The sequence below is a fragment of the Bradyrhizobium sp. WYCCWR15520 genome, from assembly GCF_056174665.1.
On record NZ_JBWBWM010000057.1, the window covers coordinates 1 to 17607 of the forward strand.

The following is a 17607-nucleotide window of genomic DNA, read 5'->3' on the forward strand; positions in this document are numbered from 1 at the left end:
CAACGTCGATCCGTTCGCCTGGCTCACCCTCACGCTTCAGCGTATCGCCAACGGCTGGCCGAGCAGCGAAATCGACGCGCTTATGCCATGGAACCACGCCGCCTGACGGCCTCAGCTTGCCGCTTACAAGCGAAGGCCTGGTCCCACTCGTGGAGCTCAAGTTCGAGGGGCTTCCGGCTCCGAGCAGGCAGCGTCAACAGCGTTCTTTTCCGAAATGATGCCGCTCGAAAACTAACTTTATCCTGGAGGATGTGTTGAGCGATCTCACGAGGGTCCGCAGGCACTTGGGCGCGGTAAGTGCAGGACCAGTCGAGCCGCATTTCAAGCGCGGCAGGATGAGACGAGAAGGTTCTCAGCCTAAGCGAATGACAATCTAAGAGGTGCTTAGTCGACCTTGAAAGGATTGGCTGAGACGGTTCAACTAGAAGCTAGACGGCACCTATATCGGCGACTTCCTGATCGGGTCTGATCTGAGCCTCGCGCGCGCTTGCGAGAAGGATACGATCCATCCTTGGTCAGTTCGCCGAAATTCCGGACCCCCTTGGATCGCCGAAGTCGCCGCCGGCTCTCCGGAGCGGCCAAGGGCGACGCCGCTGACATCGCTAGGCTTACGAGGCCTCTGCACTCATGACGGCGCTCTGAGGGCTCGACGCTTCACCGGGCGCGATCTGTCGTCAGAACTGAGGCAGGCGCACCACTGTTTGCATCAGAGGATATCGGAAATTGCTGTCACGAACGCGAGCGAAAAGCATCCATCGCGTGGGCCAATAGTATGCCGATACTCAAAAGAACAAGAATCCCGACAAGAGCCGAATACATATGCCATCTCCATCGCTCACTTCCTTTGAACTGCGCGACCGCTTACACGTCAAATTAATTCCTGAGCACGAAGTGGGATCGCAGCCAACTGATGAGTCTAAGCCACACCGGCTAGCTGGCAACATGTGGAACGACCAAAGATAGATGTTGCAAGACCCAGCTGTTCTGTTCAAAACCGACATGATAGGCGTAGCGCGGGTGACCGAAAAACGCGTGTGGCTAATGTGCAGCGGTCGTGGCTTCTGCGTGGGAATGTACGAAACGACCGCTCCGGCCCTTATGCCTGTAGCATCTGCGCGCAAGAATTGGGGCGACCTGATGAACTTCAGGTGCGAGGCGATCTTGATATTTGATCCGCTGAGCTCGCCGTCTGGCGAGGTCCGGATCGATTTGAGCTAACCTCATCACGCGTTAGATTAGTCCGTCCGCGGCTTTGCTCCACGGCTTCTTCAGACCCCCTTCGCGATGGCGTCGTTGCACTTCGAGAACACTTCACCCTCATGCGGTTGGATAGAGGACTTCCACTTTCAAGCAGTCGTTCATACTCGGCACTGATGAGAAGCCGCCCGGCAAGCCGGCGGTTTCTTCCCCTCGTCTCACGGACAACCTTTTAGACGCTATTCCGGGGCGCTCATGAAGCGAGCGAACCGGCAATCCAGAGACGGCGGGAGATTTCCGGGTGCCCAATCGAAATCGGCTGCCGCCGACTTGCGCCACTAAGACCCGCGAATCCGGTTACACCCGAGTTCGACTTGTCCTGGAATGACGGATAGAAATGGGCCGCCTACCCCGCCGTGCTCGAGGTCTCGCCGTGGGTAGGATCGATTTTCGGGTTAAGCCGCGCATGCAGCGTGGCTTGGTTGAGTTCGCCTTCCCACCAGGCCACGAACACCGCGGCAATACCGTTGCCGATGATATTAGTAAGGGCGCGTACCTCGCTCATAAATTTGTCGATCGAGAACACGATTGCCATACCCGGCACCAGCACCGGATTAACCACTGAAAGCGTCGCCGCGAGTGTGATGAAGCCGGCCCCGGTGATACCACTTGCGCCTTTCGAGGTCAGCATCGCCACGACGAGAATGGTCAGCTGCTGGCCGAAGCTGAGATTCACCCCGAGCGCCTGAGCGATAAACAGCGTTGCCAAGGTCATGTAGATGTTGGTGCCATCGAGGTTGAAGGAGTAGCCGGTAGGTACCACGAGGCCGACCACGGGCTTGGAGCAGCCCAGCCGCTCGAGCTTTGTCATCAACTGCGGCAGCGCACTTTCCGAGGACGAGGTGCCGAGCACGAGCAAGAGCTCATCCTTGATATAGGCGATAAACTTGAAGATCGAAAAGCCAACGAAGCGCGCGATCAGGCCGAGCACGACCACCACGAACAGCGCGGCCGTAGCATAGAACAGCGCGACGAGACCGACCAGATTGCCGAGCGCCGCTGGTCCGAACTTACCGATCGTGAATGCCATGGCGCCGAATGCGCCGATCGGCGCTGCCTTCATGATAATGGCGATGACGCCGAACACCGCGTGCGCCGCGTCGTCGATCATGCCACGCAACTTTGCACCGCGCTCACCCAGCGCCATCAGCGAGAAGCCGAACAGGATCGCAAACAAGAGCACCTGCAGGATGTCGCCGCGCGCGAGCGCGCCGACCACGGTGTCGGGAATGATATTGAGAATGAAATCGACGCTTTTCGAGGCTTCCGCCTGCTTCACGTAGTTGGCGACGGCTGCGGCATCAGGCTTGGCCGCAAGGCCGTGGCCGATCTGAAAAAGATTGCCCATCACTAGGCCGAGCACCAAGGCAAAGGTGGAGACGATCTCGAAATAGACCAGCGCCTTGAGGCCGACCCGGCCAACCTTTTTCGCATCCTGGATGTGCGCGATGCCCGAGACTACGGTGCAGAAGATGATCGGCGCGATCACCATCTTTATTAGCTTAATGAAGCCGTCACCGAGCGCCTTGACCCAGTCGTTGGTGGCGAGCGACGGCCACAGCCAACCGACGAGGACGCCAATCAGAATCGCGATCAGCACCTGAACGTAGAGGATTTTGTACCAAGTTCGCGACGCCCGCGCGGGCGCCGCAGTTGCGATGGTGGTCATGACGCTCCTTCCCATACGAACTCGAACACCGAGCCCTCGCGCGTTGAGAGGCGACGGCATCAGACGAGCCTTCCATGCCAGCCGTGTCCGATTGAAGACGGCGATGTCGGAAATCCGACAGCCTGCAGCGTGATTCCAAGGGCAGGCTGGCTGTTACGTGTCTTTTCTCTCGTTAAGCAAGACGCGCACCAAGCGCGAAACCATGCGGCCGTTCGACCCGCTAGACGGTGAACCGAAACTCTCCTGACTGGCTTGGCCGAATGCCAGAACCGTTCGTGCCGTCGAAGGCAGAGGCGTTGTTCAGCGCCAGGCGCAGCTTGCGCTGGCGCAGCACATTGGACGTGGCGTCGAGATCGACGAGCTGCTTGCGGTCGATGTCCTGCTCCGATCGCGCTTTGAAGTCGGCGGCGATCCTGACCTTCAGCTCGTAAAGCTCGGAATTGACAATCTGGCCGATGGCGGAGCGGCTTTCGCGCATCTCTTTCCAGCTGGCGGCGGCGCAGGTGCCTAGGCCGCACAGCCCGCGCATTCCGGTAATGACGACGCGCCTGTTCATTCAGGCCTTCTTAGCGAACAGGCCGTGGACAGCTTGAACCGTGGCGCCGATATGGTTGAGATTTCGACCAGGCATCGTCCGTGTTCGTCTCGATCTGCATGCAGCTGGACTGCTTCAGGTCGTAGGTCAGGTTCGTCAACTCAGCGAATGAGGCCACACAAGGTAAGTTCCGCGGCGAGCGTTATCTCGCCGCCGCCCGCTGCGTATTCCTTGGTTTTGGCGATGATTTCCTTCGCGAGTTCGATCTGCCATTCTGTTGCTTCCATCAGGCGCCTCGACGCCAACGCGACGCCGTTCCTCAGCCGAGCCGCGTCGCGCGACAAAAGAAGTCACGTGATCAGAGCGCGTCAGGTGCTGCTGCCAATGCAACATTCCGCAACATTGGTAAAATTGATTTTTTGGATGGTAAGCATCCACGCTGCGTATGAACTCCTCGCGACAAAACAAGAAAGTCGCACCCTGGCCGTCCCTCTACTGGGTCCCGGCCCCTTTCGGGATGCGGGTAACCGCCCCCGGTTTGTGGCCAGCCATCGAGGCCGCGATGGGCGTAGCCTTGAAAACTGAAAAAAGGACACGACAAAGGCGACCGTCGGCACCTTCACCTCGAACGGCAACGGCTTTTCCGGCCCGATTCGCACCTCGCTCTCAGCGCCGGCCAAGCTGGTCCGCGTCGAGACCCCCTCCGAAGGGCCGCACTTCTGAATCTTCGGGCCTAGTGTCAAGCTAGGCGCCCCCTAGGCAGAAGACCGCCAAGGACACGGAGCGTGACTATCTCTCGGTCAAGCTGACGATCCGAGCTCCCGGCTTCGATCTACGCAACCCTGATCGAGGTGCAAGGAGGACAGGGAAGGCCTCCACCCCATCTGGTCACGCCGCTGCCTGGACCGGGGGCCCGCAGCATCGGCTTCGCCGAAAAGGCGCGGGTTTGGCCGCCGTGCTTACCCCGCTCACGAGGCTATGACGTCTCTGGCGCACGTCATTAAAAATGCATTACCTAGCCGCGCATAGAGGAGTTCGCTATGGCTTCGAATGCTCTCGTCCAGACCCGACTCGATGCGGACGTAAAGGAAAAGGCCACCGCGGTGCGGATTCTGCTAACACGCACGGCTAACAAACGGATGCTTCTGCCGAAGCCCGTGAGCAACAGCCACCGGATGCAGTTGCGACGTTCAGTACAGGGTGCGCCGGCATTCGGATGAAAGTCACTGGGTGCGGGCGCTTGGCACGACCATCACTTACGATAGCTGGTTCGTGAGAAGGACTGGCGGATACCCGGTCCAATCTCGATTATTCCAAGTTCGATGCGCATTTCGCGCAATGATGCGACACCCGCTCAACTGACTGAGGAAGCACGTTTAATAGGAGCATTTCCTGGTTTCGACTCGTTTGTTGAAGAAAGACCTTGTTGAGCTACTTCTATGCGTCGGACAATATCTGATTCAGACACACACTCATTGCAGAGAAATTCGATCGAAGCATGTTCAGCCCGGATCGTGCTTGATCAATTCGGTCGCGTGAAGAGCGGCTGGATCAAATCGGTCAAAGGGTTTGAGACGCGACTGATCAGCCTTGGATCAGAAATCCGATCGATCCATGGCGAAGGATCGTCGAAATTTGTCGTGGCTGATGAACGTGTTTCGATAATTGTTGACCTGGATCGTGATCTTCTACTCCGCGCTGTCGACCCGTCGGATGCGGACCCACTAGCTAGAACGAAAGCGGAGTCTCATAGCGGTGAGTGCTCGGAGCCTCGCGGTTAAGCTGTGATACGAGATGTTAGCCCAAGATGTTTTTCGATTGCGGCAGTGAGTTCGATACCCTCACCCGGGCGGTCGGAAACAAGGCCGGCTATTCCAAGAAGATCGACCATCTGCTTCAACGCGTCGGCTTGATTGACACACCTCTCCGGAAGCTGCGAACGTCAGACTGTTCGGGCTGAAACGCCTCAACTAGAACTGGCACGGCGCTCGCAGGATCGCTGTTGCCACATGCGAAGACATCAGCGGCCGCGTAGCACCTCTCAGGCCAAGTATGTAAGGTAATGTGCGATTCAGCCAACAAGGCGATTGCGGAGACGCCGTGACCCGGACAAAACTTGTGAACGTGAAGGTGGAGTAATGTCGCCCTCGCGGCACGGGTGGCTTTTCGGATTGCGTCTTCTGCAATGGCCGGATCGTCGAGGTTCTTCGCTCCCCATAGCTCGATGAGCATATGCGTCGCACCGGTGGACAGAGCCGGTGGGGCTTCCTTCTCGTTATCATTAGTCATTAAGAACTCCATTGAATTATCGGCCCAGTAAGCTGAGCTATTCGGGATTTAGGTGACGAGGTAATCAGGCGCTTGGTTTGCCGGCGCTTGGATGCCCTCAAATGCCGTCGCTGAATCTGACAACTGCGACGACCTTCGGCGACTGATTTATGCCGTTGAGCCGCCGCCAAGTCCTTGCTGCGGCGATCACCAGCTTGAACACCATCGGCCTGGCGGTGGTTGGCGAGAAGGAGCCCTTCGTCCGCACCATCCTGTATCGCCCCGTGGCGAACAAGCTCTCGATGAGATTGGTGGTGGAGCGCAAGTGATCCCAATGTTCGGCAAGAAAATCGTAGAAGGCCAGTAGTGCGTCGCGATCCTTGACCAGGCATTCGATCGCCCGGCCGTACTTGGCCCAATACTTCTCGGGGAAGACGTCGATCGCCGCTTCGGCGGACGCTCGGTTCGCGCCCAACAGACCTCGCGCAAATCCTTCTTCATAGTGGCCTGCGCAGAGAGTGGACCTTGTCCAGGACGTTCACAGTCTTGTGCATCCAGCATCGCTGGTGGCGTGTGCCGGGAAAGACCTCGTCGAGCGCCTTGTGGAAGTCGAGCGCGCCGTCGCCGACATTGGCCACACTCATTGTTATTGATGACGTCGCCTTGATTGTTTTGCCAAGCCACGCCTTGCTTGAGGTAGGCCAGCGTGTGGCCATGCGCGCCAAAAGCGTAACCGAGGCGACCGGCCGCGGGGACAAGACGTTTGGACTTGCCTTGCAGTTTGCGCTCCGCACAATGCCGGAGACCACGAGGCAGGTATTTGTGCTGTTGGAGGCAGCACCGCTGGGATCGAGTTTGACGCCAAACGCCCAGCTATTCTTCTGCCAGTTGCAGCCGATCTGGCCGCCTTCCAGGAACTCAGGAGCATCGAGGAAGCCGCCATAGACTGACGGACCGTAGGGATTACTGAAGGATTTTTGGCCGTTACCAACGTCGACGTGCCCGCCAATATCTCCTCCGGACGAGCTCCATAGGGCCGCTGGCAGTTGTACTGCTGGCTCAAGATCCGCCGAATTGGCCGCACCGCTTGCGACCAGCGCAATCGTTGTCGCTCCCCAAAAACGAACTCCAGATCGCATCAAACACTCCGCGGCGCTTTCGAGATCCACAACCGAGCGCCTTCAAGCTGTCATCGGTGATGGCACCGCGACTGAAGCAAGCACCGTGCCGCTTGGAAATCGAGGGGCTCCAGTTACTTCGTACCGGGTGCATGCGTCAGGTTATGGACAATGGTCTTGAAGCGGACAATCGCGCTGTAGCATCCGACACTATGCTGCGCAGCAGGAAACCGCCCTTTTCGCCGCAGGAGTAGAAGGACATTCTTGTTCGCCTGGACAGGCTTTCGATCTCACCTATCGAGGCTCACGCGAAACCGTGAAAGCCGATGGATATCACCGACAAGCGGAGCCGGCCTGGACGCGGGACCCGTCTACCCGCACAGGGAGCGCACCGGCTAGGCCGCGCCTTATCGAAGTCCGGCTGGTTGGGAAGACTCATCACGAGCGATCAATCACGCAACGCCACGCGCAGGAAAGGCTCATCATCCGCGTCTTCCAGCTTACCACGAATACCCGCGTGATAATAACAGTCCGGCTCCGGCTTCGCCGTACTGGTGAGTGGCTTTGCCGCAACACTATTCTGGTGCATCTGCGCTAGGAAAAGGAGTTGCCGAGCATGCGTCTCGTGGAGACTAAGCGAAGGCGCCATCCGCAATACAATTCCGGTTCGCAAAGCCGTATCGGTACACCCTTTCTGGTGGACTGGACGTCGCCTGCCGTTCACAGCAAACCTTTCTGAGCGCGTTTCGTTTGCGCCAAGGTGAACGACTGCGAACATCAACAGACCAAGGACCTGGCGGTGATGGTTCTGCACGCCCGCGCCTCGGCACGCCGCCCATAGCTATCTGATTATGGCCAAGAGCGCCAAAACGCTTGAGCGCGCAACGACTGCCCTTCAGCGTCTATGCGAACAACGCCGGCCTCGTGGAAAACGGTAACACGTCCCTGTGTTGGCTCTTGCACAATCGATGTTACCGCTTGGTCACCGCGGGCGACCTGTAGCCCGGCGAGCGCCAAGTCCCCGCTTTCATGAGGAGCGCACCAAATGATTGTGCAGGCGCCTACAAATGAAAGAATTCACAAGCCGGAACGCGTCTCTGTGCGCGACGCGTCTCTGTGCGCGCTTGGTTGAGGATGCCATGCAGACTATCTCGTGCCCACTACAAGATCTGGTAGATGCCAACGCCAACTTGAGACCCTAGCGTCCAGCCGTGTTCCCCTGCCCGATCATAGAGGAAAAGTGTGAACGAAGGACGCGAAGCTAAGAAGCAGGCAAACCGGCACACTATGACTGGCAGAACCAGGGTGGCTACGCATTACACACGCTCGATTGGTGTTCTGATTTAAGGGTCGCTGAAGGCGACGAATGGCGGGACGCGTATGCCTACGGAAAATCGATCAAGCAGAAATCAGCTTGTGGAACTGCCGATCGACGCGATCACCGCAATCGATCGCCTCGCTAGATCGGATCCGGAAAGGGTTGCGCTGAGGTACGGCGCAGACAAACTTACCTACAAAGCGCTGCGACTAAGATCGGATGCCCTCGCAAGGACGTTACGAGAGCGGGGCGCTCACGGCTTAGTCGTTGGCTATTGGGGTGAGCGGGACCTCGACTGGGCGACGGCGGTAGTCGCAATATTGAAAGCTGGATCAACGTACCTGCCGCTCGATCCATCGTTACCGGCTTCGCGAACATCATTCATGATCGAGCAGAGTCGCTGCGCGCTGATTATGGGCCCAGATCAGCTGGATTGGCTCAGCAAATTGCAGGCGAGCAGCAAAGGCACGACGCAATTCATAGCGATAGAGGCGGCGCTGCGCGAGGGCCGGACTTCGCCTGTTGGGCCACCATCGTGCGAGGATGGTCTCGCCTACATCCTGTTTACGTCGGGTTCGACGGGCCAGCCTAAGGGCGCAATGATCGAACGCGCAGCCCTAAACAATCATTTGGTGGCAAAGATTGATGCCCTAACCCTCACTCGGACGGATTGCATCGCGCAGACGGCATCGCACTGCTTTGACATCTCGCTGTGGCAGCTTCTGGCAGGGCTTTGCGTCGGAGCCTCGATCGCGATCATTGATGATGCGACACTGAAATCGCCAGTATCCCTTCTCAAAGCAATTCAACGATACGGCGTCACGGTTGTTCAATTCGTTCCGTCGATGCTTGCAATATTTGTTGAATATCTGCAGTCGCTTGCGGCGGCTGAGCGAGCTCTGGACAGTTTGCGGATTATTTCAACGGTCGGAGAACATCTAACACCCGGACTGGCGCGTGCGTGGCTGGCCTTATATCCCCGGGTCCCCATTCTCAACCACTACGGGCCGACCGAGTGCGCGGATGGCGTTACGCATCATCTGGTTTCCGCAGCGCCTGCACTGGCTGACTCCTATGTGCCGATCGGCAAACAGATTTCTAACCTTATGGTTTATGTCGCCGACGGACCGAGGCTGTGCAACACGGGAGAGGTCGGCGAAATCTGTGTTAGCGGCGTTGGTGTGGCCGCTGGTTACGTCAATGATGATGTTCGCACCAAGGATGCCTTTGGGCCAAACCCGTTCTCAAACAACTCATTGTTCCAGCGGCTATACAGGACAGGTGATCTCGGGCTTGTTCGTTCCGATGGTCTTTTGGAATGTCTTGGTCGACGGGACCGTCAGGTCAAAATCCGCGGGCACAGAATTGAGCTGGGAGAAATCGAGGCCCGCCTCGCCGCTCATCATTTGGTACGTGGCGCTGTCGCGGTTGCGTCCGTCTGCGCAGGCGTAAAGCTTATGGCGAGAGATATAACCAGGGCCGAGGGGGAAACTGGATCAAGAAGACTCATCGCGTATGTGTCAGCTCCGGCTGAAGCAACGGAAGGCGAGCTTCAGAACTTTCTTGCCGAAGCGCTTCCCACCTACATGCTCCCAGAAAGGATCATCCACCTCGCCAGTATTCCACTGACCAGAAACGGAAAGGTAGATTTTGGAGCATTGCCGGACCCGAACAGTATTCGCCCTCTATTGGCGACGCCATTCGAGGAGCCGAAAACAGAGCTCGAAGCCCAGCTGCGTCAAATTTGGTGCGGCGTTCTGCGTATTGAGAACATTGGCGTGAATGACCAGTTCATGAGTCTGGGCGGAGACTCCCTCCGGGCAATGCTCATACTGGGACAGTTGCAGACCAAGCTCGGAGTGAAAGCGGATTTCAGGCTGGTCCTGAATGGAACGATCCGGTCTCTTGCGGCTTCGATCTCGGCCCGAGCCAACTCCAAACCGTGCACAGCCCCGACGCACGGAAAGCTCATGCGGTCGCCTCTGACGCGAGTTCAGGAGCACCTATGGTTTCTCTCGCAGCTCGATCCGTCTGCCAGGAACTACATCATTCAAGGCGGCCTGCGAATAAAGGGCATCATCGATTTGGCGGCGTTCAATCGCGCCTGGACCGATGTCGTTCACTCCCATCAGGCACTTTCGGCGCGCTTTATGGACGAGGACGGTCCGGTTCAGCTTTTTGATGCTCCGCAATGCGCAAGTCTTGAATTGGCTGATGCATCTCATCTCACGGCGCAGGAAGCTGAGGAGCTGATCGCAGAGTTACGGCGAACAGAGCTGAACGGCAGCTTTGACCTCAGCCAAGGCCATCTGTTTCGCGCGCGCATGATCCGTTTTGGCCCTGACAACCATCTCATACTGATCACCGCTCATGAAATTATCATCGATGCCTGGTCGATCTCTGTTCTACTCAGGGACCTTCGACAAAGGTACGTAGATGCCGCCGCGTTCTTGCCAGAGAAGCGCACCTCGCTCTCGACCTACGCGGTCTGGGAAACACAACACGTTACTGCAGAGGCGCTGGCTAACCAACGTAGCTATTGGTGTCGTCAGATTGCCGATGATCCCCCGGTGCTTTCGCTTGGAACGGGACGAGCGCGGCCGCGAACAAATTCTTACCGCGGCGCTTCGCATGCGGTTCTGCTTGGCAGCGAGCTCTCCAATCAGGTACGTGAGTTTGCGCGCCGACATAAGTGCACCACGTCGACAACACTCCTCGCCTGCTTCAAACTGCTGCTGCGGACGTATAGCGGTCAGGACGATATTATCGTTGGCATACCGCACGTCGTACGGGATCAACCTGGCAGCGCCGAAATTGTTGGCTTTTTCCTGAATATGCTGCCAATCCGCACCGCGATCGATGTCGGCGAGTCCTTTGCGGTTCATGCCTTGCGCATCCAGGGCCTCGTCAGCGATGCCATCGCAAATTCGGCCTATCCGTTCGGCTGGATGGTAAGGGATACCCGGCTATATCGCGAAGCGGGACAATCACCGATCTTCCAGGTCATGTTCAACATGTACTCCGAGGCCGCGGAGCCACTTGGCCAACATGAGTTGGATCTCACATTCCGCGAATATGAGACCGGCTATGTAAAATTCGATCTGACCTTGTATGCACAAGATCAGGGCGATGAAATTGCCCTCCAGCTCGCATATGCGGAAGACATATTTTCCAGCGATCTGATTATCCGCATGGCCGACAATCTGCGCTGTCTAATTGCAGCCTGCGTTGAGAAGCCGCTTGCGCCCATTAAAGATCTGAACTGCCTCAGCGCGTCAGACGTCACTATGCTCGATTCGATGAATAGCTCGGCGCAGCCATATGAGACTGAATGTCCGCTTATCGAAGCGTTTGAGCAAATCAGCGTCTCAAATCCCAGCCAGGTGGCATATTTTGGTGATTTCGGTGAGATCACATTCGACCAGCTGCGTGAGCGCGTAACAGCTATCAGGTCAGTACTGCGTGCTTCTGAGGTGGGGGCTGGCGATATTGTCGCCATGCTGGTCGACCGGTCGCCTGACGTGGCCGCTGTTATTCTTGCGGCACGAGCCTTACAATCCATTGTTGTCGCTATATCGCCGGATTATCCGCGTGATCGGATCGAACATATCTTGCGAGATAGTCAGGCAAAGCTTTTGGTTCACGCAAATACCTCGGATCTTGGTTTTGACGTGCCGTCGATTTGTCTATTGACCCTTGAAGGGTGCGGCGCGCCCGCGTACGATCTTAAGTGCAGCGACAAATCATCAGACCGGGGAATTGCGAGCCTTATATACACATCGTCCTCAACCGGGAAGGCGAAGGGGGTTCTTATACCGGAATCGGCAATTCTCAACCGACTGAACTGGATGTGGCGACGCTTTCCCTTCGACCGTACCGACGTGATGGTTGTCCAGAAGTCCGCATCACTTGTTGCGTCGGCATGGGAGTACTTTGGGGGGCTTCTGAGAGGTGTGCCCGCGCTGATCTTGACCCAAGAGCAGTTGCTGGACCCAGATTTGTTGTTGTGCACGTTGGCGAGACGTCGCGTGACACACTTATTTGCCTCGCCGCCACTCCTATCCGGCCTCATTGCTTCCCAAGAACGGCACGCGCGACCGACCGCCTTGCGGTTGGTCACAAGCAGCGCCGAACCGATGCCTCCCTCGCTCCCGGTTCGCTGGCGTGCGTATTTCCCGGACGTGCCGTTGTGGAACTTCTATGGTGCTACGGAATGTGCATCCAATGCAGCGGTCTATGAAACATCGCATGCTTACGACGGCTCGCCGCTCGTGCCCATTGGGCGCCCAATCGATAACGTCAAACTCTACGTGCTCGATGCACAATTGAAGAGAGTCCCTGTCGGTGTCACCGGTGAACTCTGCATCGCGGGACGCTGCGTGAGCGCTGGGTACTGGCGGGATCAAGATCGGACCAACCGCTGCTTCGTGCCGAATCCGTATGATGACGGACAATACAACGTTCTTTATCGTAGTGGCGATATCGCACGCATCTCAACCAGCGGCCTTCTCGAGATTTGCGGCCGATCGGACAACCAGGTCAAAGTACGGGGCTTTCGCATCGAGCTGGAGGAGATCGAAACGGCCCTTGAGTCTCATCCGGCAATCGCAAAAGCGGCGGTCGTCGCAGAAGGCGCGGATGACCATCGTCGCTTGGCTGCTACCTTGGTTCCGGCTCGCGATGGTCTAAGCTCTGGAGATATTGTCACTCACCTGCGCCACATACTGCCGTCCTACATGATTCCCGCCGCCTTCCGTTTGGTTGATACTATCCCCCTTACGGCGAGCGGAAAGATAGATCGTGCTCGCCTGTCGTCATTTCCTTACCGCGAGGTCGGGCCTGTTCCATCTGCTGAGCCACGCACGAGGAAGGAGCGCATTCTTGCTGGAATCTGGCAAGATCTATTACGCGCCAAGTGGGTCGGAATCGATCAGAGCTTCTTTGATATCGGCGGAGACTCTCTTCTAAGCGTGCGCTGCGTCACGCTGGCGCGCAAAGCCGGACTGAATCTTAGTGTCGACCAAATCTATCGAACACCGACCATCAGGGAATTGGCGGCAGACGGAGCGGCGGTTACACTCCATACCTTCCCTTCCGCGGATGCCTCATTGCCAGTTATCCCGGCAATCGCATCTTGGAACCGTCTTGTCGGCTTCGATGAGCATTTCAACATCGGCGATCTGTTCTTCTTGCCCAGCGGCATTCTGAATATCCGAATCCTGGAGCGAGCCCTTGCCTGTGTCATGGATAGGCACGAAGGCCTCAGACTCCGTGTTGCCCGAACCGACGATGGTTTACGTCTGACAATCGGACCTTCCGTGGCCGAACGCCTCGTGGAGGAGATCGATCTTGTCGGAATGGCCGGCCTACAGCAGCGTAAGGCAATCGAGAGCGTCTCAGCAAGACGTCAACATATGTTTCGGTTTGACGGCCATACGCCTCTTGTTAACGTCACGGTGTTCCGCACATCGGAAAGTGGCGATTACTATCTGCTGGTCCTGATGCATCATTTTGTAGCGGACGGGATAGGCTATCGACTGTTTCTGGAAGCGTTGGATGCGGCGTACAACGCCCTTGCCTCAGGTCACACCGTGAGTGGTCCTGAGAACATACAAATGCTCTCTCCATGGTTGAAGCGCCTTGAACGCTACGCAGCCAGCGAAGCGCCAGCCGAACTCAAATTCTGGGAGAGGATTGACTACCATCAGTTCATTTTTCACGTCAGCGACACTTCCTCGGGCGGCGCGAGCTTTTCGAATCTGACCGCGAGAGAGCTTCACTCTGCACGCCTTGAAGGTCGCATCGAGGACGCCAAGTTCCGATCCCCTTGGGAAGATCAGGCAAAGTACCATTTTGAGATTGATAAAAAAGCGACATCTGATCTCCTCAACATCACGGCCGGATCGGCGGATTGTCAGGACGTTGATGTGTTTCTTGCTGCCATATCTGGCGCCTTTGGACGCGTTTTCGGGAACTATTCGCTCTGGATTGATAGCCTTATCTCAACCCGAGGTCCGCTTTTTAACGATTTCGATCCATCTCAGATCATCGGCTTTATCAGCGAGCTCGTTCCGCTTCCCTTGAGTCTCACCGGAAGGGAGCCCCGTCTCGATCGTGCTCGTTCAATATACCGACAGCGTAATGTCCTGCCGCGCAGGGGAATAGGCTTTCGGGCCATGAAGTTCCTAAACCGAGATCCAGCCGTGCGGAGCCGGATCGATCGCCTGCCCCTACCCAGAATTGGATTGAATTATCGAGCGGGTTTGCAGCGCCATTTTCCACGCCGTCTCTTAGCCAACGAACCTTCTCCAATCTGGATCGGCAACGACATGGATGAAGCGGCCGCGATTCACCTCTTCTGGTTCGATGTCGGATATCAAGCCGGGCATCTCCAGATCGAAACGAGGTATAATCCAGCCGAGGTCCGTTATGAGGTGACCCGCAATCTTTGTACGGTGTTGCAACAGGAGCTGTTGCAGACGATCAGCGAATTCCGAAGAGCTCGGCACACTATTATCCATGAATGAGCCGGATGCGGAATTCGCCGTGGAGAGCGATAGCGATATCTTGCCAAATAAAAGGCAGCACATCGATCTCTCGGACTCCAATCTCGTGAGCCTTATCCTGCGGCTCGCCATTCCGTCTGTTGTTGGCTTATCGATCAACGCCTTACAGGAGGTCGTCAACGCAATCTTTGTTGGCGCACTTGGCGCGCAGGCGATCGCAGCTGTCAGCATGACCTTGCCCATCGTGGTCCTGCTCGTGGCAGTCGGACAGGGGATTGGTGTCGGAGCAGCGTCCTTCATATCTCGTCATCTTGGCGCCGGTGAGTACCTGGAGGCGAGTCGAGGCGCAAGTACCGCACTCGCGCTAGCCGTGCCGATTGGCCTCTTCTCTACCGTCGCTCTACTTCTAAATCTGCGAGGGATCTTCGTGACGCTCGGGGCCACTCCAACCATCATGCCCGCTGCGCTCGACTACGCGGCGACGCTTTTGTTCGGGTACACCCTGATGCTTCTAAACATCGTGAACGGCTTCATCGTCAGAGCCGAAGGCAATACACGATTCAGCATGTGGACGATGATTACCGCCTTCATACTCAATGCTGCGCTTGATCCTGTCTTTATATTCTTACTGGACCTCGGTGTGCGAGGCGCAGCCCTCGCAACGCTGGTATCTCAGATCGCTGGTATTAGCCTATATATAGCGTATTTTATGAAGCTTCGCGGAGTAGTCCTCATTAGGATATCTCACATCTCGTTGCGAGCAGATCGCATCAGACAGCTGGCTTTAATAGGGGCGCCGGCGACCATGACCAGTGTTCTATCTGCTATTGCTGTTATGCTTTTGTACGGGGCTGCTGCGCCATTCGGCGACGATTCCATCGCGGCGTTGGGAATAGCCGTGCGAATCTTGACGATCGGCGCACTGCCTATCACCGGCTTCTGTATAGGGTCTCAAGCTGTCCTGGGTTTCGGTTGGGGCGCGCGCGACTTTGCTCGTGTACTGAAGGCTGCGAAGTTCATACTCTCCATGACTGTGGCTCTTTCCGTTGCGTATTCTGCGGCCGTTGTTAGTCTTGCCAGGCCCTTGGTCAGCCTGTTCAGCGATAGCGAAAAGGTCACCGAAATTGCCGTCTCGGCCTGCATCGTCTTCCATCTCTTCTTTGGACTTTTCGGTATTCATAGTTTCGTGACGACAATGCTTCAGTCGTTCGGGAGAGCACGCCTCAGTGCGCTTGTGTCCTTGGCAAGGCACGGCATTCTCTTCATCCCGGCCGTACTGTTATTCCCGGCCATATGGGGCTTCAACGGACTGTTGGCCAGTCAGGCAATCACTGAACTGGGCGCCGGAATGATCGCGCTGTTCGTCATCGTCCACCAGTTCGCCGAGCTCAAACGAGCGCTCCGGGATGCTCAGTCTCGAAGACGGTTCTGGTGAAGACCTCGTCAAAATGCTTGTTATCGAGCTCGCGGACAGGTCATTCGGGCATAATCGAAGACATTGCTGTGAAAGGCCCAGAGCTCGTCTGCAAGCCGTTGCAGCGGCGGCGGCGCGTCCAGATGAGCAGCCGCGGCTGTTTGATCAGATCAGATGGTATCGCCGCAAATTGGGGATTACAACGGCTTGCAGCACCAAAATCCTATGGAATAGGCATCGGCCAACCGGCCTGCCACATCGGCCCCGCCGGCTCTGCGAGCGGGATCAAGCTCGACCAAACAAATCATCGATCGCCGATACCCGATCCGTGACGCCGAGCGCGATCGATGGCGTTGTCCGCGGGGTTTTACGGACGGGGCAAAGGTTGTAGTGGGCGACGTTCAGGCTCACGGTGCGCCGTAGTGATCCAGCTTTTGAGATAGTGAGTCGCTTATTGCTCATGCGGAGCGCAAGGTGCTCCACATAAGAAGCTGCAATCTGCTAACATATCGGCTGCATGGCCGGCTTCGTCGGTACCCGCAATGAGGTCTTGCTGATTGTTTTCTCCAACTGCGCCCTTCGTGCGGCCCTTTGTGAACCTGTCATAAGCATGGGCCTCGCGGCCGAGCCGATTCAATGGCCGCAGTCGGCTCGGATCGAAGGAGGCAGTGTCAAGCGTCGTCGCGAACGGCGTTTGTAATCAATTAGATCAAGGCTTTGCCGGTGGCGGGAGCGTTGAGGATGCCCCAGCGCTATGTCCCGTGGCCATGAGCAGCTAATTTGGATAAAGGGAGATCGTGGTCGATCTGGGCTCCCCGGTCATATCGACCAAATTCATTCACGCATCTGTTACGGACTCGGCCTATGGCGTCAACGCCGTCAGTGACCGAGGTTGATCATGAGCCATTTGTCAGACATGCTGCAAGCCTGCGGTGGGATGACTACGGTTACGATCACCAGAGCAGAACTAACCAGACGCTGCATTTGATCAGCGCTTTCATCTTCCTCGGTTGATATGCGCTCTTGTTCAAGGACCCGGCGATGGCCGGCCTCATCGGCTGGTTTGCGATGCTGACGCGGCAGACCGGACACTTCTTCTTCGAGCCGAACGGCTACGATGACGTGAACAAAGTCAGCAACGAGTACAAGGAGGCGGTCAAGGTCGGCTACAACCAGACGCGCAAGATTTGTGCTCTTGATAATCTGGGGCCTGGCGCCGTTCGCACTGTACGTCTTCCCGCTGCTTGGCATGCTCGATCCGGCTGCCGGGAGGCTTGATTTCATCCGGCAAGTCGGCACGGTATCGCTCGTCATCGGCATCGGCGGCGGCCTCTTTCGGATGAGCGTCCCGAGCCGCTGCTCGCCAGACCGAATTGGCCGCCTGATGCCTACGGCGCCGCGGCGATGTCGATCGATTTCATGGCGCCGTCAACAATGCGAACTCCTATTGTCTTTTGATCGCACGAAGATCCTGCATTCTGCAGCGGATCAATCCCGACAAGGCGGCGGCTGCGCGCAACTA

Annotated in this window: 7 protein-coding genes and 4 pseudogenes; 6 read left to right on the top strand and 5 right to left on the bottom strand. The window is 57.0% G+C overall.

Features of this window, described 5'->3' with window-relative positions; translation table 11 throughout:
- Positions 1-106: transposase domain-containing protein (locus AC0QUY_RS37985; RefSeq protein WP_146101462.1), on the top strand; the 106-nt coding region annotated here is incomplete at its 5' end.
- A gap of 1497 nt (positions 107-1603) precedes the next feature.
- Here the strand turns inward: AC0QUY_RS37985 and dctA are convergent.
- The 3 genes from dctA to AC0QUY_RS38000 form a co-directional block, all read right to left on the bottom strand.
- On the bottom strand, positions 1604-2926 hold the full coding sequence (dctA, locus tag AC0QUY_RS37990; protein WP_161855568.1) for a C4-dicarboxylate transporter DctA: 1323 nt from the start codon (positions 2924-2926) through the stop codon (positions 1604-1606).
- Positions 2927-3146: 220 nt separating this feature from the next.
- Positions 3147-3482, bottom strand: coding sequence for a beta-ketoacyl synthase N-terminal-like domain-containing protein (locus tag AC0QUY_RS37995; protein WP_161855569.1), 336 nt, complete (start codon positions 3480-3482; stop codon positions 3147-3149).
- Between the two features lie 140 nt (positions 3483-3622).
- Entirely contained in the window at positions 3623-3748 is a 126-nt protein-coding gene (locus AC0QUY_RS38000; protein WP_256380289.1) for a hypothetical protein, read from the bottom strand.
- 364 nt (positions 3749-4112) lie between these two features.
- Here AC0QUY_RS38000 and AC0QUY_RS38005 point away from each other — a divergent pair.
- Both AC0QUY_RS38005 and AC0QUY_RS38010 read left to right on the top strand, forming a co-directional pair.
- A pseudogene (locus AC0QUY_RS38005) lies at positions 4113-4367 on the top strand (DUF736 family protein); the annotation flags it as partial.
- 134 nt (positions 4368-4501) lie between these two features.
- Positions 4502-4803: pseudogene (locus AC0QUY_RS38010) on the top strand (type II toxin-antitoxin system RelB/DinJ family antitoxin).
- Between the two features lie 554 nt (positions 4804-5357).
- On the opposite strand, the gene speD reads toward AC0QUY_RS38010, so the two are convergent.
- Together speD and AC0QUY_RS38020 are read right to left on the bottom strand one after the other, a co-directional pair.
- Positions 5358-5762: an adenosylmethionine decarboxylase gene (gene speD / locus AC0QUY_RS38015; protein WP_475391120.1), complete on the bottom strand. Its 405-nt coding sequence runs from the start codon at positions 5760-5762 to the stop codon at positions 5358-5360.
- Positions 5763-5798: 36 nt separating this feature from the next.
- Positions 5799-6358: pseudogene (locus AC0QUY_RS38020) on the bottom strand (transposase); the annotation flags it as partial.
- 1869 nt (positions 6359-8227) lie between these two features.
- Here AC0QUY_RS38020 and AC0QUY_RS38025 point away from each other — a divergent pair.
- The 3 genes and pseudogenes from AC0QUY_RS38025 to AC0QUY_RS38035 all read left to right on the top strand — a co-directional run.
- Positions 8228-14692, top strand: a complete 6465-nt coding sequence (locus AC0QUY_RS38025) for a non-ribosomal peptide synthetase (protein WP_161855571.1) — start codon at positions 8228-8230, stop codon at positions 14690-14692.
- Complete coding sequence (locus AC0QUY_RS38030) at positions 14685-16106, top strand: MATE family efflux transporter (RefSeq protein ID WP_161855572.1); 1422 nt, start codon at positions 14685-14687, stop codon at positions 16104-16106. Before AC0QUY_RS38025 ends, AC0QUY_RS38030 begins: the two co-directional genes overlap by 8 nt.
- A gap of 877 nt (positions 16107-16983) precedes the next feature.
- Positions 16984-17427 (top strand): annotated as a pseudogene (locus AC0QUY_RS38035) (hypothetical protein); the annotation flags it as partial.
- Positions 17428-17607: the final 180 nt, after the last annotated feature.